Annotated in this window: 22 protein-coding genes and 1 pseudogene; 16 read left to right on the forward strand and 7 right to left on the reverse strand. The window is 49.9% G+C overall.

Annotated elements, in window-relative coordinates; genetic code table 11:
- Positions 1–186 precede the first annotated feature (186 nt).
- From nuoE to FWE06_09570, 16 genes and pseudogenes are all read left to right on the forward strand, one after another.
- Positions 187–678, forward strand: a complete 492-nt coding sequence (gene nuoE / locus FWE06_09495; GenBank protein MCL2547394.1) for an NADH-quinone oxidoreductase subunit NuoE — start codon at positions 187–189, stop codon at positions 676–678.
- 79 nt (positions 679–757) lie between these two features.
- Positions 758–2500: an NADH-quinone oxidoreductase subunit NuoF gene (locus tag FWE06_09500; GenBank protein MCL2547395.1), complete on the forward strand. Its 1743-nt coding sequence runs from the start codon at positions 758–760 to the stop codon at positions 2498–2500.
- Between the two features lie 109 nt (positions 2501–2609).
- The gene (locus tag FWE06_09505) at positions 2610–4766 is read left to right on the forward strand and encodes an FAD-dependent oxidoreductase (protein ID MCL2547396.1); all 2157 of its coding nucleotides are present in this window, start codon (positions 2610–2612) and stop codon (positions 4764–4766) included.
- Positions 4767–4845: 79 nt separating this feature from the next.
- Positions 4846–5478, forward strand: a complete 633-nt coding sequence (locus FWE06_09510; GenBank protein ID MCL2547397.1) for an MBL fold metallo-hydrolase — start codon at positions 4846–4848, stop codon at positions 5476–5478.
- 80 nt (positions 5479–5558) lie between these two features.
- Complete coding sequence (locus tag FWE06_09515) at positions 5559–6059, forward strand: GNAT family N-acetyltransferase (GenBank protein ID MCL2547398.1); 501 nt, start codon at positions 5559–5561, stop codon at positions 6057–6059.
- A 130-nt stretch (positions 6060–6189) separates the two neighbouring features.
- On the forward strand, positions 6190–8205 hold the full coding sequence (locus FWE06_09520) for an ABC transporter substrate-binding protein (GenBank protein ID MCL2547399.1): 2016 nt from the start codon (positions 6190–6192) through the stop codon (positions 8203–8205).
- A 147-nt stretch (positions 8206–8352) separates the two neighbouring features.
- Positions 8353–9339 carry an ABC transporter permease gene (locus FWE06_09525; protein ID MCL2547400.1) on the forward strand — a complete coding sequence of 329 codons (987 nt, stop codon included), beginning with the start codon at positions 8353–8355 and terminating at the stop codon, positions 9337–9339.
- A gap of 14 nt (positions 9340–9353) precedes the next feature.
- Entirely contained in the window at positions 9354–11177 is a 1824-nt protein-coding gene (locus tag FWE06_09530) for an ABC transporter permease subunit (protein MCL2547401.1), read from the forward strand.
- 1 nt (position 11178) lies between these two features.
- The gene (locus FWE06_09535) at positions 11179–12195 is read left to right on the forward strand and encodes an ABC transporter ATP-binding protein (GenBank protein MCL2547402.1); all 1017 of its coding nucleotides are present in this window, start codon (positions 11179–11181) and stop codon (positions 12193–12195) included.
- 79 nt (positions 12196–12274) lie between these two features.
- Positions 12275–12469 (forward strand): annotated as a pseudogene (locus tag FWE06_09540) (ATP-binding cassette domain-containing protein).
- A gap of 615 nt (positions 12470–13084) precedes the next feature.
- Positions 13085–13789 carry an ATP-binding cassette domain-containing protein gene (locus tag FWE06_09545; GenBank protein MCL2547403.1) on the forward strand — a complete coding sequence of 235 codons (705 nt, stop codon included), beginning with the start codon at positions 13085–13087 and terminating at the stop codon, positions 13787–13789.
- Complete coding sequence (locus FWE06_09550) at positions 13782–13982, forward strand: hypothetical protein (GenBank protein ID MCL2547404.1); 201 nt, start codon at positions 13782–13784, stop codon at positions 13980–13982. Before FWE06_09545 ends, FWE06_09550 begins: the two co-directional genes overlap by 8 nt.
- Positions 13973–14980 carry an A/G-specific adenine glycosylase gene (gene mutY, locus FWE06_09555; protein ID MCL2547405.1) on the forward strand — a complete coding sequence of 336 codons (1008 nt, stop codon included), beginning with the start codon at positions 13973–13975 and terminating at the stop codon, positions 14978–14980. The genes FWE06_09550 and mutY overlap by 10 nt, the downstream gene beginning before the upstream one ends.
- A gap of 65 nt (positions 14981–15045) precedes the next feature.
- Complete coding sequence (locus FWE06_09560; GenBank protein MCL2547406.1) at positions 15046–15888, forward strand: DegV family protein; 843 nt, start codon at positions 15046–15048, stop codon at positions 15886–15888.
- Positions 15885–17243 (forward strand): ADP-ribosylglycohydrolase family protein, encoded by a 1359-nt coding sequence (locus FWE06_09565; GenBank protein MCL2547407.1) that lies wholly within the window; start codon positions 15885–15887, stop codon positions 17241–17243. The genes FWE06_09560 and FWE06_09565 overlap by 4 nt, the downstream gene beginning before the upstream one ends.
- A gap of 54 nt (positions 17244–17297) precedes the next feature.
- On the forward strand, positions 17298–17729 hold the full coding sequence (locus FWE06_09570) for a CBS domain-containing protein (GenBank protein ID MCL2547408.1): 432 nt from the start codon (positions 17298–17300) through the stop codon (positions 17727–17729).
- A gap of 60 nt (positions 17730–17789) precedes the next feature.
- On the opposite strand, the gene FWE06_09575 is transcribed toward FWE06_09570, so the two are convergent.
- The 7 genes from FWE06_09575 to FWE06_09605 form a co-directional block, all read right to left on the reverse strand.
- Positions 17790–18287: a hypothetical protein gene (locus FWE06_09575; protein MCL2547409.1), complete on the reverse strand. Its 498-nt coding sequence runs from the start codon at positions 18285–18287 to the stop codon at positions 17790–17792.
- An 83-nt stretch (positions 18288–18370) separates the two neighbouring features.
- Positions 18371–18847 (reverse strand): hypothetical protein, encoded by a 477-nt coding sequence (locus FWE06_09580; protein MCL2547410.1) that lies wholly within the window; start codon positions 18845–18847, stop codon positions 18371–18373.
- A gap of 72 nt (positions 18848–18919) precedes the next feature.
- Positions 18920–19435, reverse strand: coding sequence for a hypothetical protein (locus FWE06_09585; protein ID MCL2547411.1), 516 nt, complete (start codon positions 19433–19435; stop codon positions 18920–18922).
- 70 nt (positions 19436–19505) lie between these two features.
- Positions 19506–19991, reverse strand: coding sequence for a hypothetical protein (locus tag FWE06_09590; protein MCL2547412.1), 486 nt, complete (start codon positions 19989–19991; stop codon positions 19506–19508).
- 90 nt (positions 19992–20081) lie between these two features.
- Positions 20082–20576: a GyrI-like domain-containing protein gene (locus tag FWE06_09595; GenBank protein MCL2547413.1), complete on the reverse strand. Its 495-nt coding sequence runs from the start codon at positions 20574–20576 to the stop codon at positions 20082–20084.
- A 162-nt stretch (positions 20577–20738) separates the two neighbouring features.
- The gene (locus FWE06_09600) at positions 20739–21263 is read right to left on the reverse strand and encodes a hypothetical protein (GenBank protein ID MCL2547414.1); all 525 of its coding nucleotides are present in this window, start codon (positions 21261–21263) and stop codon (positions 20739–20741) included.
- A gap of 85 nt (positions 21264–21348) precedes the next feature.
- Positions 21349–22895, reverse strand: a 1547-nt coding sequence (locus tag FWE06_09605; protein MCL2547415.1) for a MerR family transcriptional regulator, incomplete at its 5' end; no start/stop codon positions are given.

Genomic DNA, 22895 nt, shown 5'->3' on the forward strand with positions numbered 1-22895 from the left:
CAACGATGTTGGCGAGCGAATCTACACCCACAAGACCCTAGACGAACTGAAACACGCCATTGAACTAGTGACGGGCTAGGTACAGACACAGGGCGGAAATGTTGGTATCACTGGGGTTGCGGGCGGATAGGAACTATTAAGCATTTTCTACCAAACCCACCACCCGAAACACAAACGGAGGACACCATGTGCAATAACTGTGCTCAAAACAGCCAATATTGGAATGCTTTTGAAGATATTATCAAAGGCTATGATGGCAAGCGTTCCGAGTTAATCCCGCTGCTGCAAAAATTGCAAGACGCTTACGGCTACTTGCCGCAAGATGTCATCGAACGGCTCGCCGAACGCACGGGCATTTTCGCGTCACAAATCATGGGTGTGGTGACGTTTTATTCGCAATTTCGGCTTGAGCCGGTGGGCAAGCATATTGTTAAAATCTGCTTTGGTACGGCGTGTCACGTTATAGGCGCAGAGAATATCGCCGACGCGATTTGCCGCGAACTCAGCATTGCGCTGGGCGGCACAACAGAGGACGGCGAATTTACCGTAGAATCGGTTGCCTGCTTGGGGTGCTGCTCGCTCGCCCCGGTTGTTATGATTGACGACGAAACGCACGGACGATTGACCCCCGACTCGGCGCGTGAAGTTATTCGCGAATTTCGCACAAACGTATCGTAGGGGCGCGCACCCTGCCGCCCGCAAACAACAGCAATGTCACGGGCGGCAGAATGCCGCCCCTACACAGAAGGGAAAATCCATGAAAAACATCATCATCGGCCTCGGCAGCTGCGGCATTGCGGCCGGCGGCGTGAAAGTAAAAGAAGCGTTTAATGCCCTTATCGGCACAAGCACAAACATCACGCTCAGTGAAACAGGCTGCATGGGCATGTGCTACAAAGAGCCGATGGTTGAAGTGCGTGACGCTGACGGCACGCGCACCATTTACGGCGATGTTGACGAGGCAAAAGCGCGTGATATTTTTGAAACGCACGTTGTCGGCGGAAAAGTGCTGTCCGATTCAATCATAGATAACGATTTTCTTGTTAATCAAGTGCGTATCGTTTTGGAACGTTGCGGGGCAATTGACCCGGAAAGCCTTGACGATGCTTTAAAAATGGACGCTTATGTTGGCTTAGAGAAGGCCATTAAGCACATGACACCCGCGCAAGTCATCGAGGAAGTATTGGCGTCGGGGCTGAAAGGCCGCGGCGGCGCAGGTTTCCCAACAGGCATGAAGTGGAAATTCGCCGCAAACAACCATGCCGACCAAAAATATATTATATGTAACGCCGACGAGGGCGACCCGGGCGCGTTTATGGACAGGAGTATTCTCGAAGGCGACCCGCACAGCGTGATTGAGGGGCTTGCCATCGGCGGCTATGCCATCGGCGCAACAGTCGGCTACATCTACGTTCGTGCCGAATATCCCATTGCCATTCGCCGTCTGCAAATTGCCATTCAGCAAGCTGAAGAGCGCGGCTTTTTAGGCGAGAATATCCTTGGCACAGACGTTAATTTCAAACTGCACATCAAAGAGGGCGCGGGTGCGTTCGTATGCGGCGAAGAAACGGCGTTGATTGAGTCGATTGAGGGCAACCGCGGTATGCCGCGTATCCGTCCGCCATTTCCTGCCGAATCGGGACTGTTTGGCAAGCCATCCAACATCAATAATGTCGAAACGCTTGCAAACATCGGCTGGATTATCCGCCACGGCGCGGCAGCGTTTGCACAACACGGCACAGAGACAGGCAACGGTACGAAAGTTTTTGCACTGGCAGGCAAGGTTAAACGCGGCGGATTAGTGGAAGTGCCTATCGGCATGACGGTGCGCCAAGTTGTTGACGACATTGGCGGCGGCACGTTAAGCGGCAAGCCTGTCAAAGCCGTGCAAATGGGCGGCCCGTCGGGTGGCTGCATTCCGTCTGAACTGATGGATACCGTCATTGACTACGCCGAACTGGCCGCAACCGGCGCCATTATGGGCTCGGGCGGCATGATTGTCATGGACGAAGAAAACTGCATGGTTGACATCGCGCGATACTTTTTGCAATTCACACAAGCCGAATCGTGCGGCAAATGCACGTTCTGCAAAATCGGCACAAAGCGTATGCTGGAAACACTCGAACGCATTACACAAGGCGAGGGCGAAGACGGCGACATTGAAAAACTCGAAACGCTGGCGCATCAAATCAAGCGCAACGCCCTGTGCGGCCTGGGGCAAACAGCCCCCAACCCCGTGCTGACCACGCTGCGCTATTTCCGTGATGAATACGTCGCGCACATTGAAGAGGGCAAATGCCCGACCAAGCAATGCAAGGCGTTAATTCAATTCAGCATCGTGCCGAATAAATGCGTGGGTTGCACCATTTGCGCAAAAAAATGCCCGGTAGATGCCATTGCCGGCAAAGTCAAAGAGCCGCACACGCTCAACCAAGAAAAATGTACCAAGTGCGGCATTTGTAAGACTGTGTGCAAATTTGACGCTATTGAAGTCTTGTAGGGGACGCTGTCCTCAGCGTCCCGTGGCAGTATAAATAACCCTAAATGCTATGTCATTATGCCCACGAGCGAACACCGTTCGCCCCTACTCAGTGAAACAAGGAGCTATTATGCTAAACATCACCATCAACGGCAAGCCGTGCAAGGCATCGCCCAATCAAACCGTGCTTGACGCTTGTAGCCAAAACGGCGTGAATATTCCAACATTGTGCCACGACCCACGGTTAAAACCATTCGGTTCGTGCATGATTTGCCGTGTTGAAATTGAGGGACAGCGCGGCGTACCGCTGGCTTGTTCGACACAAATCGCCGACGGCATGAATATCACTACGGAATCCGAGGAAATCACAGCATCGCGTCGTACTTGCTTGGAGCTGTTGGTATCACAGCATTACGGCGACTGCACGGCACCTTGTACGCTGGGTTGCCCGGCGCGTGTTTCTGTGCAGGAATACGTTAACTTGATTGCCAAGGGCGAGTTTGAGGCCGCATTGCGGGTAATTAAAGCAAAAAATCCGCTGCCTGTGGTTTGCGGACGCATTTGCACACGACCATGCGAAGCAAAGTGCCGCCGTAATGTTTTAGAGGGCGAAATCGGCATTGCGTACTTGAAACGCTTTGTCGCCGACCTTGATTTGGCAAAAGAAACACCTTATCTACCCGAAAAATCCGCGCCATCGGGCAAGAAAGCGGCGATTATCGGTGCAGGGCCTGCCGGACTATCGGCGGCATGGTTTTTGGCACAACAAGGTCATGACGTGACGATTTTCGAGCGACAAGAAAATCCCGGCGGCATGCTGCGCTACGGCATTCCTGCTTATCGCATGCCGCGTGAGCGTTTGGACGAGGAAATTGCTATTATCCAAGCGTTGGGCGTGGACATTCAATATAATGTTGACTTTGGCAAAGACATCACCGTACAAAGCCTAAAAGCCGATGGCTACGACAGCATTCTGCTGGCAGTCGGCTCGCAAAAAGGCTGGCCGCTGGACATTGACGGCGAAAGTGATTGCCGTAATATTTTAATCGGCGTGGAATTTTTGGGCGCGGTGACACGGAATACACAACCCGATTTCACGGGCAAAACAATTGCCGTTGTCGGCGGCGGCAACACGGCCATGGACTGCGCGCGAACGGCGGTGCGTTTGGGCGCGGCAAGCGTTCAGCTCATCTATCGCCGCACAGTTGCCGAAATGCCGGCCGATCAGCACGAGATTCACGAATCGCAAGTCGAAGGTGTGCAGTTCGCTACGTTGACGAATCCTGTCAGCGTAGCGCAAAGCCATGAAACCGTACAATTAACATTGACAAAAATGGAACTTGGCGAACCGGACGAATCGGGACGGCGCAGACCGCAAGCGGTGATCGGTTCGGAGCATACAGTCGAATTTGACTACGTCATTAGTGCCATCGGGCAAACGCAGGATTTGAGTTTTGTCAACGATGATTGCAACATTGCACTACGCCGCGACTTGCTTGTCATTGACGAACGCACGACCATGACAAACATTGACGGCATTTTCGCCGCCGGTGACGCCGTGACCGGCCCGCAAACCGCCATCCTTGCCATTGCAACCGGCAAACGTGCCGCCGAAGCCATGCACCAATACATGTGCGGTGTGTCGGCAACTGAAATCATTGCCTCGCCGCCGCCGCTCTACAACCACATCCGTGCCGAAAGCAACGATGATATCGACCCGGCCGGCTTGGCGCATTTGCCGAAAGTTGATAAAGTCGAAATGCCGTCATTGACTGCCACGCAACGGCAGCACAGCTTTGATGAAGTCGAACTGGGTCTCGACGAAGCGCAAGCCAAAACAGAAGCAAGCCGCTGCCTATCATGCGGCTGCGCCGACGTGCATGAGTGCAAATTGCGTGAATATGCAAGCGATTATGATGTTGCGCAATATGCCATGAAAGGCGATATGACGCTATATCCTCCCGATAAGAGCCATGAGTTTATCGTACGCGACCGTAATAAGTGCATCATGTGCGGACGTTGTGTGCGCATTTGCATTGAGGCAGGTCAAGGTGTGCTGGGCTTTGTAGGGCGCGGGTTTGATACGACGGTTGAGCCGTCGTTCTCCGTGCCGATGGGCGATGAGAAAAACTGTAACAACTGCGGTCTGTGCGTATCGACTTGCCCGACAGGCGCGCTCGTGCCGCAAAAGGGCGTGACGCTGCCGACAACGGCGTATGTTGATGTTGAGGGTGAGAAAGCAACGAGCATTGAAGATGCGTTGAAGCAGGTGTCAAACCCCATATAGGGGCGGCATTCTGCCGCCCGCCATCACGAATGAATAAACACAGGCGGCAGAATGCCGCCCCTACGAAGGGAGAAACACCATGAACATCTTAACATTCAACGCCAACCCCATGGATCAAAACATCTACCTCTGCCATGATGCCAAAAGTGCCGTATTGATTGACGCGGGATGCAGTCAAGCAGATATAGCGGCAATCATGCAAACACTTGAACAACAAGACTTAACGTTGATGGCCATCCTGCTCACACACGGACACGGCGACCACATTCTCGCTGTCCAAGAACTCAAACAACGCACCAATGTCGCCATCTGCGCCCACGCTGCCGAATGCGCCATTTTAAGCAACCCCGCTTGGAACCTCTCAGGACGTTTCGGCACCGACATTGTCATCGCACCCGACATAACTTTTGAGGGCGGCGCGACGCTCAACTTCGGCAATCTGTCGTTCAAAACACTGCACACACCGGGACATACAGCGGGCGGCACATGCTATTACGATGCTGCAGGCGGCAATTTATTTGTCGGCGACACCATTTTCAAAGGCTCAATCGGGCGAACAGACCTGCCGACAGGTGACGAAGCCACTCTATTACAAAGCATCGCCGACAAGATTTTGACTCTGTCCAACAATACCAATCTCTATCCCGGGCACGGCGAGGCGACGACGATAGCAGACGAAAAAGCACACAATCCTTATTGCAGCTCACAGTAACAGTCCGCCAACGCCAAAAACTTGACAAAAGGGCAGTCCTCATGTAAAATAATTACAAAATTATACGTTGGCGGTTGTCTATGCACCCTACATATAGTGTTATTCCCGTGCGCACGCCCCAAGAATTTCAGCAATTTTGGTCGCTTTGTAAACCCCATTTACAAGCTGTTCTCAACGCTTCCACCTTCTCCCCGGCGACAGCCGAGGATTACGATTATTTTCTCAACGGTGAATACTTAGCCGCTATCAAATCGCTGTTCACACGTGAGAACGACCCGTTTGTACCGGCGTTCTTTTGCTGTAATGGCAAAATCATCGGCTTTGTCAGCTATGTGATTTACGCGTCGGAAAACGGCCAATGTTTTATTCTCGAATACAACATCGACGACGCACACCGCAACCAAGGCTTGGGCAAACGATTTTTCGCCCTGCTCCGCAAGCATGTCAAACAAAACGGCGCAAAGTATTTCAAGCTCAACTGCTCTAATGTTGACAACGAGCGCTTTTGGCTCAACCTCGGCTTTGTTAAAGCTGAGTGTCCGGACGAGGACGGCAATCCCATCTACACAAGAGCTGTGTAAAGGATGCACAACCCCGGGCATCCGCCTTAAACGCCGTCTGCTTGTAGGCAACGTTTCCTTCCGATATGCTCATCCCTCTCTGGGGGATTGACATATAAAGTCTGAAAAACAGAGAAAAAGGAGAGATTTCATGAAAAAAATTCTGGCAATCCTAGTGGCAGCGCTCATGCTGTTGCCTTTGTTGGCGGCATGTACGTCGAACAACAATGACCCCGAACCCGGCGGCTCGACAGAGCCCGGCCAAGGTACCGTCGCCGAGCGTCCCGCAGGACCGGCAAGCGGCACTTTTACCGTTGCTGTCAACGCAATGGCGCCCGACTTTATGTGGGGTTGGCGCAACGACATCGGCGTATCCGAAGCGCGTGACCTTATTGAAGCCGGTGCTTCGACCATCTATTTCACTCGCGGTGCCGAGTTTGTCGTCAACGAGCGCGTTGTGACAGACTTTAACCAAGAGGCCAACGACGACGGCTCCAAAACATTTACCATGACTATTGCTGAAGATCTGCGCTGGAGCGATGGCGAGCCCATCACAGCAGCCGACTTCGCATTCTACTACTTACTCTTCGGCGCACCCGCCATGGACGCAATGGAAGTTGAAGAGGGCGAAGACCCCCGTCCCAACTTGGGCAACAACCACTGGGTATCCATGACCGAGGTCGAAGGCTTCATGGCCTATTTCGAAGAAGAAACCGACTACATTTCGGGCATCCGCCTGTACGATGAGTTCACTTTTTCGGTAACCATCGGCGCAGAAGACCCCATCACAGGCAACCCTAACTTCCCGTATTTCTACGAATTAAATTTTGCTGCCACCGTGCCGTACCCTGTTCACGTCATCGCTCCGGGCCTGACAATCGAAGATGACGGCAACGGCGCCTTTGTCAGCGGCGACGGTCTGACCTATGACCTGTTGGTTTCAACCGTCGATAACGGCACATCCGGTTTCCGTTACGACTACTCCGTCACAGCCGGTGCCTACATGCTCATCAGCTACGACGAAGCAGCCTACACCGCAGTCCTGCGCGTCAACCCTTACTTCCACGGTATGCCCGACGGCTCAATGCCTCTTATCGAGACCTTGATTCTGCGTCAAGTTGACCAAGCTGTTATGATTCAAGAGCTGCAAACCGGCGGCGTTGATCTGCTGCAAGGCGTTGGTATCGGCTCTGTCATCAACCAAGCCTTCTCGCTCGTCGAGGCTGGCGGCCTTGACTACCGCGAGTCACCGCGTAACGGCGCAGGCGGCCTCTTCTTCCACAACGTCGGCCCGACACGATTTGTCGAAGTGCGCCGCGCCATCGCGTGGTCACTTAACCGCGAAGAGTTCTCTGCCATCTGGCTGCAAGGACACGGCAACGTCATCAACAGCCGTATTGCTGCCGCACAGTGGATGTTCATTGAAAACCAAGAGTGGGTTGATGAAAATCTCCCCTATCACTACACCTTAAACCTCGAAAACGCCACACAAGAATTGGTCAACGGCGGCTGGGTACTTGACGCCGACGGCAATGAGTGGGTCAGCGTTGAGGAAAGCGGCCCGCGCCACAAACTAGTCGACGGCGAGTTAATGAAATTAGAAATTCGTTGGTTTGCCCATACCTCGAATGAAGTCGGCTCACACTTGCAAAGCCTGATGGTTGAAAACGCCGAAAGCGTTGGTTTTGTATTCGACATCACTGAAGCTGAAGCCGATGCCGACTGGGCAGCTGCGCTGCAAGGCACCTCAGACGAGGCCGACCGCTATAACATGGTCAACGGCGGCATGGGCATCCCGCCCATCGACGCTGTATGGTTCTATTACAGCCCCTACTTTGCCGACACCACCTGGAACTGGGGCGGCTTCAGCGATCCGGAACTCTTTGAATACGCACTGGCTCGCCGCAACGCAACCAGCCGTGAAGAGTACCTTGAAGCATGGAAACACTTCATCATCCGCTACAACGAGTATCTGCCGGCTCTGCCGCTCGACTCGGCTATTTTCCACGATTTCTTCACCGACAACCTGCGCAACTACGAGCCGACCAGCCTGTGGCAATGGCAAAGAGCCATTGTCTACTCATGGTTAGACGGCGAAAGCACCTTCGTGCCCGGTGATTATGTCGAAGACACAGCCGAAGACACAGCTGAAAACGGTGACGAATAATCATCTCAAAAACATACGGCACTGATTGCCGTTAATTACCGGAAAAAAGCAAGGGCGCGATGATAAATCCGCCCTTGCTTTTTTCGTCGAATGATGCTATATTAGAGAAAGTGTCTAACTTCACCTAAAAATTTGGGGGAGCAAACAATGTTACGCTATCTTGGAAAACGTCTGATTTCTCTGGTCGTTGTCTTTTTCATCATCAGCATCGTCCTCTTCGGTGTATTCCGTCTTATGGGCGGCGACCCTGTTTCCATCATGATCGGAGATTCTCGCCCCGCCGGCGTAACCTACGAGGCCTGGGAGCAAATGCGCCAAAACGAGGCGCAGCGTCTCGGGCTCGACCAGCCGTTGCCCATCCAATACTTCCGTTGGATTACCGACCTTCTGCAAGGCGACCTCGGCTTCTCAATCACGCACCGGCGTCCCGTCACCCAAGTGCTGCCCACACCCATCCAAACAACACTACTCCTCAACAGCATCGTCATGCTGCTTACATTTCTCATAGCCATACCACTTGGCATCACAACCGCCGTCAAAAAAGGCAGCGTGTACGACAGCTCGGTGCAAACCTCTACACTGCTCGGTTTTTCCCTGCCCATGTTTATCACTGCCATCGTCGGCATTATGGTATTTTCCGTCTGGTTGGGCTGGCTGCCCGTCAGCGGATTCGGCACACCCGGCCTGGAAGGCTCGGCATGGACATTATTTTGGGACCGAATGCGGTTCCTTGCTCTGCCGATTATGATATTGACATTTGCACAACTCGCGCCGCTGACGCGCTATATCCGCGTCGCTATGATTGACGCGTTGAGCCAAGACTACACCCGCACCGCCCGCGCCAAAGGGCTGGGCGAAGTCGCTGTTATCTATAAACACGCATTCCGCAACTCGCAAATTCCATTTGTTACAAGCCTGATGGGTTGGATTCTCTCTCTTATTGGTGGCACCATTGTCATCGAAACAATTTTCTCCATCAACGGCATGGGCGGCACGTTTATCAGCGCATTAAATCTGCGCGACTACAACCTTGCGCTCGCCATTTCCATGCTCTTCACCATCATCGCATTGGTCGGCTACATTATACTTGACTTTATATATGTACTCGTCGACCCGCGCGTCAGATTGGATTAAGGGGGGATGCCGTCATGATTTTTCGTAAACACAAGACAAAAAACAAAGACATCTTCCAAGAGGAGTTGGTCCAAAGCCCCGGCCGCACCGCCGCACGTGCGTTTTTCAAACGCAAACTCAGCATCATCGGTATGGTCGTATTCCTGTTTATTTTCATCAGCGTCTTTGTGCTGAGTTACTTCTTGCCGACCGATTTTACACATCTCGACCCCACACAACTGGATATTGCGCCCGGCTTTAACTTCCTGTCCGTACCGCGCGCACTTCGCAGTGATGCACAAGAAATTAGCTTAGGCTCAACATTCGGTGCCGGTGTCGACAGCCAAGGCAATTTGCATATGTGGGGCACGATGGCAGGCAATCTCCGCAACCGCCGCGCGTTCGGTGAACGTCGCACCTCACCCATGCGCACTGTGGAATTAGGCCCGGTTCGCTTGGTTGCCGCAGGCCTAGAACATATCGTCACCGTTGAGGAATGCGGCCGCGTTCAAGCCTGGGGCGGCACACACATTATCACCACTCGCATTCCCGAAACACTGTGGAATCCCCACCGTACCAATAATCCCCACATCATTGACATCCGCGCCGCGCACTGGACAACCATTGCGCTTGACGACACAGGCACACTCCATTTTTGGGGCAACGACAGCTTCTTCAACTTCCACTCCCGCGGACTCGCAGGCCAAATTACCGCTTTCGATATCAATTTTTCAAGCGCAATAGGGCTCACTGTTGACCGTTATGTCTATGTCATGACAACGCGTGATACGCAATTTTCCAACATCCCCGACAGCATTCAGGGCCGCGCCATCGACATTGCACTGACCGACACAGCCGGCGGTGCCGTGCTCGACGACGGCACTGTTGTCACATGGACAACCAATACCACCGCGTCGGAGCAAATGATCCTCGATATCCCCGAACATATCCAAGGCCGCGCCGTCCAAATCGAAGGCGGACGCAATCATTTTACCGCATTACTTGATGACGGTAGCGTTGCCGGCTGGGGCTATAACCATCTCAATCAAACCAATACGCCGCGTCGCCTCAACGGTCAAGAGACCATTGAGACCGGCTACTTTCAAAATGTCTCTATCGACGCCGACGGTAATGTCACCACATGGGGACACCGTGGCTATCTAATGGGCACCGACCAAGGCGGCCGCGATATTTTCCGCCGTGTTGTTCATGGCGGCCGCATTACATTCACCGTCGGATTTGTCGCGGTGGCTGTCGCCGCATTCATCGGCGTTATTCTCGGCAGTATTGCCGGTTACTACGGCAAATTGCCTGACATGCTTATCATGCGTTTGGCTGAAGTCATTGAGTCAATACCCTTTTTGCCACTTGTCATTGTGCTGAGCATCGCACTTGGCAGTCACCTCAGCGACACGCAGGTCATGGTCATGATTATGGTGTTGCTCGGGTGTCTCACTTGGCCCGCATTCGCGCGTCTGACTCGCGGACAATTCCTTACCGAGCGTGAACGTGAGTTCGTTGTCGCCGCCCGCGCCATGGGTGTGCGTAACGGCAGCATTATTTTCAAGCACATCATGCCCAACGTCATGAGCATCGTGCTGGTTGCCATCACCATGAGTCTGGCCGCTTCTATGCTGACCGAGGCAACGCTGAGTTTCCTCGGCTTTGGCATCCGCCTCCCAACGCCCACATGGGGCAATATGCTCGACACGGCACGCGACGGCTACACCATTGTCAATCTGTGGTGGCGCTGGGCGTTCCCCGCACTCTTCTTAGGCTTGTCGACCATCAGCATCAACCTCATGGGTGACGGACTGCGCGACGCACTCGACCCCAGGGTCAGCGGAGGAGGGCGATAATATGAGTGACAACAAAAACAATGTCCTGCTCGAACTGCGTGAACTCCACACCTACTTCAAAACCAAGCGCGGCACCGTCAAGGCTGTCAATGGCGTTTCCTATACCATCGAAGCCGGCAAGACGCTGGGCGTCGTCGGTGAGTCAGGTTCCGGCAAGTCAGTCAGTGCCATGAGTATCCTTCAACTGCTCGACACAAACGGCTATATCGCTGACGGTGAAGTGTTTTTTCGCGACGAAGACGTCACTAAGCTAAACAGCCGGCAAATGCGAAAAATTCGCGGCAACGCCATCAGCGTCATTTTCCAAGAACCTATGACCAGTCTCAATCCCGTCTTCACTGTAGAACGTCAACTGCGCGAGCCATTTATCATCCATCAAAAGATGAGCAAGCGGCAAGCCAACAAAGAAGTCGTACGCATTCTCAGCGATGTCAAAATCCCCAACCCCGAACGCGTCGCCAAGCAATATCCGTTCCAACTGTCCGGCGGCATGCGCCAACGTGTTATGATTGCCATGGCACTGGCCTGTAAGCCTGATATCTTGATTGCCGACGAGCCAACAACCGCGCTTGACGTCACCATCCAAGCTCAAATGCTCAAGCTCATGAATGACCTCAAACAAGAAAAAGGCACGAGCATCCTCTTCATCACTCACGACCTTGGTGTCGTCAACCAAATGGCTGACGATGTCGTCGTCATGTACTGCGGCGAAGTCGTCGAAATGGCCGAAAGTGCCATGATTTTTCAAGGTGATAATTACAGCCATCCCTATACCGACGGGCTGATGCACTCCATCCCGCGGCTCGACAGCCCCACCGGCGTGCGTCTCGAAGCCATTCCGGGCGCCGTCCCGCACCCGCTCGACTTGCCCCCCGGCTGCAAATTCGCGCCGCGTTGCAAGCACTGCACCGAAAAATGCCGACAAGAACACCCTGCACTCGTAGAGGTCGCACCGGGACACAAGGTCCGCTGTTTCTATCCCGAGAAAAATAACAGAACACGCGAAAGGCAGGGCTGAGATCATGGAAAACAACAGAAAAATCCTGTTCAAAATTCGCGGACTAAAACATTACTTCCCCATCCGGGGCAAGAGAAACATGTTCGTCAAAGCCAACGATGGCATTGACTTAAACATCTATGACGGCGAAACCCTCGGCATCGTCGGCGAGTCAGGTTGCGGCAAATCAACTTTCGGTCGTGTATTGTTGCAACTCTACAAACAAACCCAAGGCGTCATCCTCTATTTCGGCAAAAGTCTTGAAGATGTCGCGCCGCGCTATATTCTAGACATTTCCAAAAATCTGCCCCAACACCGCGCCGAAATTGCCAGGCTGCTCACTGCCTACGAGCAATCGGCGCAAGACCTGGCGTCCGACCCCGATGACTACACCAAAATCGAAGCACACACACGTGCCAAGCAAAAGTACGAAGCCGCTTACCTGCCCGTCGTACACTTGGTCGGCGGCCTGCTCATCAGCCAAGATCTATCCGCTGTGCAATCGGCATACAGCGCGTGGCACACAGCGGCCAAAGCGCGCATTCTTGTGCGCAATAAAATTTCCAAAGTCGAGCTGGACATTGCTGAAGTCGATTACGAAATTGCCACATTGCAAACAATAAAACCAGATGGAAAAGCCATCTACCGACTGAATATTTCAAGAAAAACCGGCCTTTTTTTCTCCAAAGGCAGTCATGCTCTCCGCGACAAATTGCTAGCTCGCAAGACAAATTTAACTGAAAAAGATGCCGAATGTACCCGCATCCTGCAAGAAAAATACGCCGTCATCGAGGCGTTGCGTGCACAATATCAAGACGACTCGCAATTCGCTGAACACGAGGCCCATCGCAGTGAGGGCATCGATTTAGCACGCTTAAAATATAATGAAATGCGCCAACTGCGCAAAGACATGCAAATCATCTTCCAAGACCCGTACAGCTCACTCAACCCGCGCATGACCGTCGGCCAAATCATCGGCGAAGGTCTGCGCACCCACAAATTTTTCAAACACGGCGGCCAGCGGCAGCAAGACTATGTCATCCAAATCATGGAAGAGTGCGGTCTCGCGCCCTACATGCTGCACCGCTACCCCAACCAATTCTCCGGCGGCCAGCGGCAACGCATCGGCATTGCCCGCGCCCTCGCCGTCCGCCCGCAATTCGTCGTCTGCGACGAAGCCGTTTCCGCTCTCGACGTATCCATCCAGTCGCAAATCATCAACCTATTACAAGATCTGCGCGAAAAGCAAAATCTATCGTATCTGTTTATTTCGCACGATCTATCTGTCATAAAATACATCAGTGACCACGTCGGCGTTATGTATTTGGGCAGTTTTGTTGAGCTTTGCAGTGCTGAACAACTCTTCGCCAAGCCCGCACACCCATACACAGCCGCGCTTTTAGAAGTCATCCCCACCACCGATGCCGACGGTGCGAAAAAAGAAATGAAAATCCTCGAAGGTGACATTCCCAGTCCCGTCAACCCGCCATCCGGCTGCAAATTCCACACACGCTGCCGCTATACCACAGACATCTGCAAACTCGTCACGCCGCAGCTCGAAGAAATTGAACCCGGCCACTTTGTCGCCTGCCATCATAAACTAGCCCATGAGTAACAAACCAAGCGATAGACAACAAGCTGTGCGCGGGGGCAACCCCGCCGCCGAGACGGAAAGCAAGCAAGCTCCTTTCACCCGCCGCGAAACCTGGCGCGCTATTTTGGGCACATACTGGGCTATGTTACCCGCATTTTTGGCCATTTTAAGCGCCATGTGGCTCATCTACTTGCTGATACTCATATGGCAATGATTGCCCGGATTTTAGCCGACTGGTATGCCCAAGCGGCACGTCCTCTGCCTTTCCGTGAACAACGTGACCCCTATGCCATATGGGTCAGTGAAATCATGGCACAGCAAACCCGCATCGCAGCACTGCTGCCCTACTACGCCCGCTTTATGGCGGCATTCCCCACGGTACAACATTTGGCCGCCGCATCAGTCGACGACGTGTTGGCACTGTGGGCGGGGCTCGGTTACTATTCCCGTGCACGCCTGCTGCACAAAGCGGCAAACATCATTACAACACAAGGCATGCCTGCCGATTATGCCGGTTGGCGCGCCCTGCCCGGCATCGGCGATTACACTGCGGCCGCCATTGCTTCAATAGCTTTTGAGCAACCGATTGCTGCCGTCGACGGCAATGTACTGCGCGTCTTTGCACGGCTGACAGCTTATGAAAATGACATTCTCGCGCCGCAAAGTAAAAAAGATGCCACAATATGGACAACAGCGTTGCATCAAGCCGGCGTCGCGCCATCAGTAATTACACAAGCACTCATGGAGCTTGGCGCATTGATTTGTACGCCCAAATCACCCAACTGCCAAGATTGCCCGCTCCGACAGCACTGCCAAGCATTCAAACAGGGCAATCAGAATATCCTGCCCGTACGCTTGGCAAAAACAACTAAAACAGAAATTCAACGCCCCGTCTTTGTCATCATTGACCAAGAACGCCGCGTATTATTTCGCAAGCGCACCGAAAAACTCCTCCACGGCCTCTACGAGTTCCCCGACTCAACGCTGGATTTGCCCATACTTGAGCGCCGCGCATTACCGCCGTCTCGCCATGTGTTTACCCACTTGGTTTGGCATATGCAAGGCGAAATGATTTTTACGACAACCCCGGACAGTCTGCCTGACAATTTTCGATGGACAACTGCCGCCGAATGTGATACACTGGCTATACCTACAGCATTCAAAACTTACGTCAAATCGCTGCGAGAATACTGGGCGGCGTGTCATTGCTAATTCTTCCTTCCGCAAGGAACGCTATTAACAACTCACTTCTAATAACATATAAGGCGGTACACATCATGGCCATTCAACTCATCACAGACAGCAGCGCGGACCTCACTCCCGAATTTCAGCAACAGCACAACATACAAGTTGTCAATCTGTCGGTCAATTGGTCGGGCGGCGAAACTTGCCCGCCCGGCAATACCGCGTTTTACGAGAAGCTCAGCACAACCAAAACACTACCCAAAACCGCCGCGCCTAGCCCGGGCGACTTCCGCGCAGTGTTCGATCCTGCCGTCAGCCGTGGCGATACTATCATTGCCGTACTGCTCAGTTCCGGCATTAGTGCCACGGTACAAGCCGCGCACATTGCACGAGCAGAAATGGCAGAAAAAGATCAAATTTTTATCATCGACTCTCGTTCGGCCGCCATGGGTGAGCAAATTTTACTACTCGAAGCCATTCGCCTCATCGCCTCCGGCACATCAGCCGAGGACATCGTCGCGGTGCTTGAACATCGTCGGCATGACATCCGCTTCTACGCCATCGTGCCCGACTTGAAATATCTCAAAATGGGCGGCCGCATCTCATCGGGCGCAGCAACCGTCGGCTCACTGCTCAATATCCGCCCCATCGTCGGCCTTGAAGATGGCGTGGTGGCCTCATTTGCCAAAGTTCGCGGCACGCAAGCGGCATATTTGAAACTCATTGAACTCATCAAACAAGACGGTATCGACGATAGCAAACCTTTCTTCTTCGGTTACTCTTACAATGATGACGCCATGCGCACCCTCGAACAGCTCTGCTTAGATGCCGGTCTGCCCGTGCAAAACGCCCATCACTGCGAAATCGGCTCCATTGTCGGCACCCATGCCGGCCCCGGTGCCTGCGGTGTATCTTTCATCCGTAAACAAACGTGAGCTATATTCATATCGCCAACATGGCGCCCGGCATCCAATTCGATGTCGAGCTGTTGCAAGCGCACGACGAGGGCTGCGATTTGTCAAGCCTGCAAAGCGACATTGCCCTATGGAAAACCCTACAAAATGACGAAAAAAAGCGGCACTTTGCGGCAAAGTTGCAGGAAAAGATACGCCATCTGCCCCAAATTTCGGGTTACCCTTACATTGAGCCGTCCGATTATGAGGACATTTTGGCTGCCCGCCCAACCCCGTCACCATATTTAGATGCTACGCCACCTCTTAACAATCAAAAATTACTAGACAAAATCTATGGCGCTTGGTTGGCACGATGTGCCGGGACGATGCTGGGTCAGCCAATGGAGGGCTGGATGCGCCCACGCATCCTCGGCTTTCTGCAAGCAACAGGAAACTACCCTGTCAAAGCTTACTGCCGCAGCGATATTGATGAACAACTCCGCCGGCAGTTCGATGTCCAAGACATCCCCGGCCCTTACGGTATGAACAAACAATCATGGCGCAACAACGTCACTTGCATGCCACAAGACGATGATACCAATTTTACCATCTTCGCCCTCAATGCACTGGAAACACACGGAAAAGATATCACTTCAGCGCAAATTTTACATCTTTGGTTGCACCGCTTCCCCCTCGGCTATCTCTGGACAGCTGAGCGCGTGGCCTACCGCAACGCCGTGCTGTGTATTGAGCCGCCCGAAAGCGCAATGTATTGCAATCCGTACCGCGAGTGGATTGGCGCGCAAATCCGTGCCGACCTATACGGCTACGTATCCCCCGGCAACCCCCAAGAGGCCGCGCGTTTGGCCTACGTTGACGCGCGCATTTCGCATATCAAGAACGGAATCTACGGCGCAATGTGGGTTGCTGCCATGCTGGCGCAAGCTGCCGTTGACAGCGATATTAAGCGCATAGTCACAGCAGGCATGGCGCAAATCCCAGCACGAAGTCGCTTATACGAAGCTCTGCAGGCCGTGTTGTCCTGGCACGATGACGGTATTGATGCCGAAACAGCTATCACGCGTATTCATGAGCGTTATGATGAAACCCTCCAACATCACTGGTGCCACACCATCTCCAACGCTATGATTGTCTCATGCTCACTGCTATGGGGCGCTCTGGACATGGACAAAACGATGCACATCGGCCTAACCGCCGCCTTCGACACTGACTGCAATTGCGCGACAGCCGGCAGCGTGTTGGGCATGATTGTCGGCGCTCGGACCTTACCGCAAAAATGGATTGAGCCTTTCAACGACACAATAATGAGCTGCATCGGTGGCGAGGGCATGTATAAAATCAGTGAATTGGCCCAACGATGCGCAGCCTTGGTATAAGTTTCTAAAACACCGTGCATACTATCCTCAAACGTACATTTACGGAGGAATATTATGCTCGTCAAAGACTTGATGAACTCTAATGTGGTCAACATCAATCCAGAGGAAAACGCTGCACTTGCCGCACGATTATTACATCGTCACAACGTCGGCTCATTACCCGTTTGTGCATTGGACGGCAGCCTCAAAGGCATCGTCACCGACCGCGACATTGTCATACGATGCGTGGCAACCGACGGCGACCCCGGCGCAACAAAGGTGCGCGATATTATGACTCGCGGCGTAGTCAGCGTCGCGCCGAGTTCCGATGTCCACGAAGCCTCCAAAATCATGGCTGAGGAACAAGTCCGCCGCTTGCCCGTCGTTGAAGACGGCCGCGTCGTCGGAATGCTGGCACTCGGTGACGTAGCAAGGACGCACAATTTCGACACAGAATCCGGTCACGCGTTATGCGAAATTTCGCAAAATTTGAAGACGATGAAGTAGCGAAAGCCCCTCATTCGAGGGGCTTTTTTGTATGTCATAGGTTTTTTGGAGCAGAAATGCTTATTTTGCGTGGTTGTCGGCAATAATATTTTTCCTTACTTCAATGATGTTTTTTAGGTGTTCAAGTGCTGCACCATTCATATTATCCTGTAAAAACGGCCAACAATAGCACACTGTATCAATTTTTTTGCCCATAACCATCATGCTTCTGCCATAGCAGTTAGGCGCACATATCGGACTGCGCATATTATTCCAAACAAACTTTTTCAGTTCATCGTCGAGAATATACCTGTCGTATTCCTCAAAAAGTAAACCGTTGTGCTGTATAGTCCAAGACCGCTCTTTTCTAAGCTGTATATAGCAAATCGTCTTGCCCTTATGATTGACAGACCATGAATTGTGTGCGTGCCATCGTGCAGTTAATTTAATGCTTTGTAAAAATTCAAGAAAATTCAAAAAGTTTGCCAAATTATCTTCTTCGAGATGATTTAATGCAATATCTTGTATTTTTGGTTTGGGTTCTCTCGTCTTTTTTAAGACGTTATTTTGTCCTGACATTTCAACCTCACAAATTATAAACTTTCGCTGTTATGTTGACAGACCGCGAACGCAGGCGAGTTTGCTTATACTGCGGTGTTAAATCAACGAATGTGTATGCCGTTACTACGCGGTGCTATGTCTTTCCAAAGTTCTATCAATTTTTTAATCTTTTCCAAAGTTTCATTATCCGGATTTCCAAAGCGTACAGGAAATTGATAACACAAATTCATGTATTCATTACCGAAAATCGTTAAATCTACGCCTTTTGATTCGCACTCGCCGTAACAATTAATACAATGCCCAACATTGTCCTGTACAAGCTTCATTACCTCTCCGTCTGCTTCGCCGCTGTAATCGCCTGAAAAGAACCAAAAGTGCCATGAACCCTTTTTCAAGTGCATACCGAATAGATTATTACCATCCCAAGGAAAAATCCAAAAGGTTGGCCCAAACCACGGTTGTGGTGACAGTCGATTCTCTCGCAAATAAGCGATGAATTCCAATGCCTGCTTCCTTAACTCTCCATCGAGATGTGTAAATATTTCGTCCTCTATCGTAAGGTTGTGTTTTTCCGCCATTTCAATCTCTCACTTTCTGAAAATATAAAGTTTCGTTATTAATTGATATATTATCGGCGTGGTCGATTGTGCTTATTTTTCGGCTTGTTTCACTGCGTCAATGCAAAGTTTCCATATCGGCACCAATTCCTTGAGTTTTTCAAAGGTTTCGGTGTCGGGATTCTTGAAGCAAATACAGCAGTAGCAAAGGTTTTCATATTTTCTGCCTAAAATAGTAAAGTTACGCCACCGCTTTTCGCTGCACCCGCATTCTTTTCCGTCTGATTTCATATAACTGCAATGCTGTATATGCGAATAAACAAACTCTTTCATTTCATCGCTTATCGGATATTTGTCGAAATCGCTATTGCACACGCTGCTTTCCGGTCCGTCAACGAAAATATAAAAATTTCCCGAGTCAGTTACTGTAAAGCAAATGATTTCGCCGGCATAATCTTTATGTAACCAAGCTCTGGGGTTGAATGGGTCGTTGACTATCCCGCATGTTTCATCCATGTAATTTACAAATTCGAGCGCGTTAACCAATAATTCGCCGCTTAGATTTGTCTTAAATTCTTCCTCGCGTGCTAATTTTTCTTGTTCTGTCATTGCCTTTATCCTCTTTTCTCTAATACAAAATTTCGTTATTGCCTGTTACGCGTCGGCGTAGTCGGTTTGCTTATTTTTCGGCTTGTTTCACTGTATCAATGCAAATTTTACTCGCTTCAACAAATTCTTTAATTTTTCCAAATGTTTCAGCATCAGGATTATTAAACGCAATCGGACAGTTACAAAGGTTGTCGAATTTTTTACCTAAAATAGTAAAACTGAAATTGCGTTCTTTGCATCCGGGGGGTGCGCATCTGCATGGATTTACATTCGCCCAAACCAATTCTTTTATTGATTCATCTATTGGAAAATTATTGTAATTGCTGTTGCAAATGGTACTTTGCGGTCCATGAACGAAAATATGTAAGTCGCCGACTTCATTAGTAACTGTAAAGCATATACATTCGCCTAAATAATTATCTGCACTTGAATTTTTCATGTACTCGGCAAAATCAATAGCGTTCTTTTGTAAATCACCGCTTAGAGCAGCTTTAAACTCTTTCTTCTGTGCCTCAAACAGTTCTTCGAGTGTTAGTTTCTTTTCTTGTTCTGACATTTTATTTTCCTCCTCTCGAAATAAATTAATGGGACACACTCAGCGGAAATCCAACATCGTATATTACGTTTATCCTTCACATTTTTATGGTTAATTTAATTTTTTATCTGTATACTTTATTTTTATGGGAAAATATACATCGGTCACAGAACCGGGTTCTTCATTATCACGATTTATCCAGCCGTATCGATTGTATGGATTAACAAATTCTTCCATACATGGCCTATTTACTCCGCATGAGCCGTTATCGTCGGCGTATTCATCGCTATTCTCTAACCATTTTTGCATATTAAAACCCATATTGGAATTGCCTATAACCATCATATACAATCCACCGTAGAACTCAATTTTTTCCAACGGTTCCGGAACATCACGATTATCCGGTATAGCCGCAAAAAATGCATCGGCGTTTTCATCTTTTCCAAAAGCATTAAATCCAAAAACCCTTGTATCCGGCTTAATGTTGAATAGATCAATATCATCAATATATTTTTTCAAAATTGTTTTACAATCTGTACCTTTCGCCAAAGCCCATGTCATGGGTGGAAGATGCACGATTCTCCCACTATAAAATTTATCAGCCATTTTTAAGTCCTCCTAAATAAATATAAATTTTTAATGCAATTATTACTTTTTATTGCGGACATGACCCGTACGACGGACGACCGAGGGCGGTCGCCCTTACAAATCGTAGGTTATATAAACTTCCGCTATTGGGCTAAACACCATCGGCGTTGTTAGCTTTGCTTATTTTGTGCTTTGTATATCATCTATTTCGGGTTTGAGATACAGCAAAAACTTTTTCATATTTTCCAGCGTTTTAGCATCCGGATTTATAAACATCAAGGGGGAATGACATTGGTTTTCAAATTCTTTTCCCAAAATCGTTCTTTTGCCATCACCCATGCATTTTTCCCAATTCTCATTGCATTTACCGCAAGGGCTCGCAAATGCCCAAATGGCAGCCTTAAAATCATCATCTGCTGAATCGCTACCCTTGAAGTCACATGAATTAAGCCAAAACGTCCAAGGACCAATACCACCGACATCGCCATTAAAAGTCACATAGCCAATGCTGTTTCCGACACGTCCACCGACAGCACCATTCCATCCCCCATAGCCGCTTTCGGAAGCATTATAATCAAGCGATATATCGTTTTCTCGTAAAAAGGCAACGAAGTCTAGTGCGTTTTTTAATGAATCACCTGTGATTTTACTTTTGATTCTGTCCTCGGTTGCCGGGGCAATGTTCATGTTAATTTGGTTTGACATTTTTCTTCTCCTTTATGTTGATAATATAAAATTTCGTTGTTGATTGATACGCCAACGGCGTGGTCGATTTTGTTTATTCGCTACTCTACAACTCCGTCACGCGCAGCGATTGTACCGTTATCGTTGAACCCCAAGCGGTGCCGAATGACAACTCTCCCGCCAAGCTATATTCGGGATTTTTTTCGTACTCCTTGATGTACCCAAAATTAGTGCCGTAAAAACGAATTTCGCCGTTTACCTTTACAATCATTTCATTTTTTCCTAAAATCCACTCTATATCGACATATTCGTCGGGCGGAATCGTTCCGAGCTTTTTATAAGAATCGAACTCCCAGCCGTGCATTTTATCGCATACAACTAACTGGTTAAGATTCCTGTCGTTTAATCCGATGCCCATATGGGCGCAATTTATATTTATCGTACCTTTATCGGATTTTACTCGCAATTCAATTTTTATAGGATAGGAATATTCGTGTTTTGCAACCATAGACCCCGAATGGTAGGCGTTATCGACTTTTAACTCAACGCACCCGCCAGGATAATTCAATTCGTGTATTCCACCGTTTTGCTTTTGTAATGTCAATGACATTAGGTCTATATTTGTCTGTTTTCTGCTCGCAAATAATTTATCCAATTCATTTAATTTTGCGTTTATCGAATCCATTTCTTTGACAGAAAATTTTTGTATTTCTCTGATAGGATATAATTCCGTTGTGTATGTGCAATTCCAATCGGAATTATCGTCGTAATCATTCAAATCATATACATTAAATGGATTAAAATATTCCCATCCAATCGCTCTCATAAAATTGCTATTGTGCCATTCATAATTGTCGCTTTTGTTCACCCATTCCCCGACAATGAAATTTTCCGTGCAAGCTGCATACAAACCACCGGGATATTGTTGTGTTGGTATTTCATCAGGCACGTCAAGGTCATCGGGAATTGTTATCCATATATTGCCTTGGTCGCTTTCGTTGCCAAAGGCAAACACCCTAAAATCAGGTTTTAATTTGACTAAATTCATATCTTCTATAAATTTCTGTGCTTTTGCTTCGGAGATTTTTCTGTGCCGACCATCACCGGGTGTTACATCACCTTCGTATTGAATATACGCAACTCTCGATGGTGGGCGATAGACAATCCTCACGCTTTTATCGGCTTCTTTGCTTAGTGTTTCACTCGCTTTGTTTAGTCCGTCTATTGGAATTTTCTCCTCTATTCTTGATATTGGAACAGAAAGTGAATCGACTAGCGAAATCATGGTTTTGTCATTCAGAAAATCAAGTTTCAACGACACATCGGCTTTTGCTTGCAGGTCGTCAACAAAACGCGCCAAGAGCGACTTGACGGTAGACAGTGCCGTTATCTTTTCATCAAGCTCGCTTATGTTTTGCTCGAATACTTCGATAATCGTCACCGCGTTTTGGTTGTTGAGAATGTTGCGTATTTGTTTAATAGGAATTTGCAATTTCCGCAAGATTACGATTTGTTGCAAACGTTTGAGCATATCTTGGTCGTAATGGCGATAGGAATTATCGTCATTTCTAATGCTCTCAATAAGCCCGACTTGCTCGTAGTAACGCAGCATTCTCGTTGAAATGCCAAAGGTTTTTGCGACTTGACTGACCG

This window comes from Oscillospiraceae bacterium, assembly GCA_009780275.1.
GTDB lineage: Bacteria > Bacillota > Clostridia > Oscillospirales > UBA929 > WRAI01.

Coding starts and splice junctions, on each gene's coding strand:
- nuoE (MCL2547394.1), top strand. CDS start 187: ATGTGCAATAACTGTGCTCAAAACAGCCAATATTGGAATGCTTTTGAA.
- FWE06_09500 (MCL2547395.1), top strand. CDS start 758: ATGAAAAACATCATCATCGGCCTCGGCAGCTGCGGCATTGCGGCCGGC.
- FWE06_09505 (MCL2547396.1), top strand. CDS start 2,610: ATGCTAAACATCACCATCAACGGCAAGCCGTGCAAGGCATCGCCCAAT.
- FWE06_09510 (MCL2547397.1), top strand. CDS start 4,846: ATGAACATCTTAACATTCAACGCCAACCCCATGGATCAAAACATCTAC.
- FWE06_09515 (MCL2547398.1), top strand. CDS start 5,559: ATGCACCCTACATATAGTGTTATTCCCGTGCGCACGCCCCAAGAATTT.
- FWE06_09520 (MCL2547399.1), top strand. CDS start 6,190: ATGAAAAAAATTCTGGCAATCCTAGTGGCAGCGCTCATGCTGTTGCCT.
- FWE06_09525 (MCL2547400.1), top strand. CDS start 8,353: ATGTTACGCTATCTTGGAAAACGTCTGATTTCTCTGGTCGTTGTCTTT.
- FWE06_09530 (MCL2547401.1), top strand. CDS start 9,354: ATGATTTTTCGTAAACACAAGACAAAAAACAAAGACATCTTCCAAGAG.
- FWE06_09535 (MCL2547402.1), top strand. CDS start 11,179: ATGAGTGACAACAAAAACAATGTCCTGCTCGAACTGCGTGAACTCCAC.
- FWE06_09545 (MCL2547403.1), top strand. CDS start 13,085: ATGCAAATCATCTTCCAAGACCCGTACAGCTCACTCAACCCGCGCATG.
- FWE06_09550 (MCL2547404.1), top strand. CDS start 13,782: ATGAGTAACAAACCAAGCGATAGACAACAAGCTGTGCGCGGGGGCAAC.
- mutY (MCL2547405.1), top strand. CDS start 13,973: ATGGCAATGATTGCCCGGATTTTAGCCGACTGGTATGCCCAAGCGGCA.
- FWE06_09560 (MCL2547406.1), top strand. CDS start 15,046: ATGGCCATTCAACTCATCACAGACAGCAGCGCGGACCTCACTCCCGAA.
- FWE06_09570 (MCL2547408.1), top strand. CDS start 17,298: ATGCTCGTCAAAGACTTGATGAACTCTAATGTGGTCAACATCAATCCA.
- FWE06_09575 (MCL2547409.1), bottom strand. CDS start 18,287: ATGTCAGGACAAAATAACGTCTTAAAAAAGACGAGAGAACCCAAACCA.
- FWE06_09580 (MCL2547410.1), bottom strand. CDS start 18,847: ATGGCGGAAAAACACAACCTTACGATAGAGGACGAAATATTTACACAT.
- FWE06_09585 (MCL2547411.1), bottom strand. CDS start 19,435: ATGACAGAACAAGAAAAATTAGCACGCGAGGAAGAATTTAAGACAAAT.
- FWE06_09590 (MCL2547412.1), bottom strand. CDS start 19,991: ATGTCAGAACAAGAAAAGAAACTAACACTCGAAGAACTGTTTGAGGCA.
- FWE06_09595 (MCL2547413.1), bottom strand. CDS start 20,576: ATGGCTGATAAATTTTATAGTGGGAGAATCGTGCATCTTCCACCCATG.
- FWE06_09600 (MCL2547414.1), bottom strand. CDS start 21,263: ATGTCAAACCAAATTAACATGAACATTGCCCCGGCAACCGAGGACAGA.